This window comes from Caballeronia arationis (assembly GCF_001544975.2).
Taxonomy (GTDB): domain Bacteria; phylum Pseudomonadota; class Gammaproteobacteria; order Burkholderiales; family Burkholderiaceae; genus Caballeronia; species Caballeronia arationis.
This window is the reverse complement of record NZ_FCOG02000353.1, coordinates 1-2,492: the sequence shown is the minus strand read 5'-3', so window position 1 is coordinate 2,492 and position 2,492 is coordinate 1. Positions and strand designations below refer to the sequence as shown.

At 59.6% G+C, this 2,492-nt stretch carries 3 protein-coding genes; all 3 read right to left on the bottom strand.

Features of this window, described 5'->3' with window-relative positions; genetic code table 11:
* Nucleotides 1–1,418: IS66 family transposase (tnpC, locus tag AWB81_RS42045; protein WP_062644433.1), on the bottom strand; the 1,418-nt coding region annotated here is incomplete at its 3' end.
* 30 nt (nt 1,419–1,448) lie between these two features.
* Complete coding sequence (gene tnpB / locus AWB81_RS42040) at nt 1,449–1,805, bottom strand: IS66 family insertion sequence element accessory protein TnpB (protein WP_062644431.1); 357 nt, start codon at nt 1,803–1,805, stop codon at nt 1,449–1,451.
* Nucleotides 1,781–2,344, bottom strand: coding sequence for a transposase (locus tag AWB81_RS42035; protein ID WP_062644428.1), 564 nt, complete (start codon nt 2,342–2,344; stop codon nt 1,781–1,783). Before AWB81_RS42035 ends, tnpB begins: the two co-directional genes overlap by 25 nt.
* Between the last annotated feature and the right edge of the window lie 148 nt (nt 2,345–2,492).

Below are 2,492 nucleotides of genomic sequence, written 5' to 3'. Positions count from 1 at the left end.
GCGCCAGCAACTGTATCGGCAAACAGGAAGCTTTTGCGTGCGACGACAAACGGGCGAATGGAATTTTCGCAGGGATTGTTCGATATGGGCCAGTTGCCGTTCTCGACGTATCGGATCAGCTTGGGCCACTGCCCATGCAGATAGGTCAGGGCCTTGCCGAGTAAGCTTTGCGGCACGACGCCGGGCAACTGTTCAAGCATCAGCGTTTCGATGGCACCGAGCACGCGTGCACTGTATCGTCGTCGCAATCGCTGTCGTCGTTCAGCCGGCCACGTTTCACTGCGCGCTTCCGCCGCAAACAGCTTGCCGATCAGTTTGATGAAGCGTGTGGCGAGCAGATCGGGGGAGCGGGCCGCCTTGGGTACATTATCTTCGGCCTTGACCAGATACCGTCTCGCATGAGCCCAGCATCCGAGGTGCACGAGCTGATACTGTTGCGCAATGCCGTTGTAGGGCTCGTATCCGTCGGTCATCAGAACCGCGCCCTTGCGGATACCGGCGAACAGTTTGTCGGCCAGCTTCGCGCCGCGACCAGCCGTATAGGCGAAACAGCGGATGGGCGTTCCAGATCCGGTCATTTGCGACCAGAGATAGCTTTTCGTTTGTGGCTTGCGCCCGTCTTCCTTCAGGACCTGGAACGTCGTCTCGTCGCAGTAGATCACGTCAGCATCGAGCAACGCGTCGCGCATCAGGTTGATAACGGGCTGCGTCGCGAGACCGACGCGGACCATGCTCGCGGCGAGAGTGTTCGATGAGATGTCGCCACCGAAGCGTCGCAGCAGGACCGCTTGGCGATAGATCGGCATGCCAAACTGATACTTGCCGGAGGCGACCCACGCGAGCGCCGATTCCGTGAGCAGTCCACGCGGGATGATGCGCAGCGGCGCGGGCGTGACTTTGATGCCAAGATCGCAGCACGGGCAGGCATACTTGACGCGCTGGTGCTGGATGACGCGAAGCTGTTCGGGGATCACGTCGAGCTGCTCGCTCGTTTCGACACCGATCTCAACGAGCGCGTGGCCGTCGTGGTTGCAGAAGCGTTCGGCTTCGGGAAGTTCGTGCCGAACGACTTCGCGCGGCAAGTTGGGATCGAGCGGTTTGCGATGACCGCGCTTCTTGCGCGTGTGCGCGGCGATCCTGGTTTCGGGAGTATCTTCCTGCGCGGGTGTTGCGTTCGCGCCGAGCACTTCGGCTTCATTGAACAGACCGGGCTGATCCGATGCGCGAGCTTCGCTCTTCGCGCCGAACAGCTCGCGCCGGTAAGCGCGCAGTCGTTCCTCAGCCAGGTCGCGCTCCGCAGTCACGAGACGCAGTGCGCTGCGTAACCCGTCACGCTCTGACTGAAGGGCGTCATGCTCCTCACGTATCGCGCGGAGCGCCCTGAGTTCGTCAGCGTCGATGGTCACGTTGATCGGCATGCCACTTAGACCGGCACGCCGATGCCGTGTTCAACTCACGCGAGCATAATGGCGTTTCGGATGCCGCTGAAGAGCAGCAATGTCGGCACCTTCGAGAAGCCAGTGCAGCAGATCGACGGTCAACGTCACGACTTCGGTTTTGCTGTCAGGCCAGACGAAGCGATCATTGGCCTCGAGTCTCTTGAGCATCAGCCAGAAACCGTTGTCCTGCCAGCCCAGGATCTTGACGCGATCGCGTCGCCGGTTGGTAAAAACGTAGAGCGAGGAATCCATGGGATTCAGGCGCATCGCCTGTTCGACGAGAATCGACAGGCTGTTCATTCCGTACCGGAAATCGACGGGATCGCGGTGCAGGTACACCTTCAGATTTTCGTCGAACCGGAACACGGCATCCTCCCGAACATCTGGACCACGGTGTTCAGTTCGTCGATGCTCGCTGCACTGAGATCAAGCTCCACACCATTCGACAGTCGCACATGCAGCGAAAGCGTGATCGGCGCAGTTGCAGTCAACACGAGTGGCAACGGCGGCACCGATGATGTTGAAACGACCGGCACAAATGCAGAAGTAGACGGTGCGCACAGGAGGTGCTTACGTGAGCCCGCAACGTCGGTCGATCCGTCATCCATGCAACGACGGAAGTCTTCGTGGGCAATTGCGTCGATGGCAGATGACGGTAGATCGCGCTCCGCGGCGCGCGTTTCCTGCGATGCAAATGGGATGCCTTTCTCGCGCTCCATCAGATACTTCGCGATCCATTTGCGCAGCAGGTTAGCGTTGATCCCATGCTCCTGTGCCAAACGGGCGACCGACGCGCCTGGTCGCAACGCGGCCTCGATCAGTACGCGCTTGCCTCCCTCGTCATAGCGACGGCGCCCGTCGCGGCTTTGACGAACTACTTTCAACTCTGAGTCTTTGCCAGTCATAGGTGTCCACCTCCGAATAGGTGGACACCTATGCTCCTCGCTCAGAGCGTCAGTTGGTAGACGTCGAAAATGGACTTTCGATTACCCACAATTTTTGGCGAGTTCAAAGCCGAGTTGAATATCGATGAGTCTTCGCAAACCTCGCCAG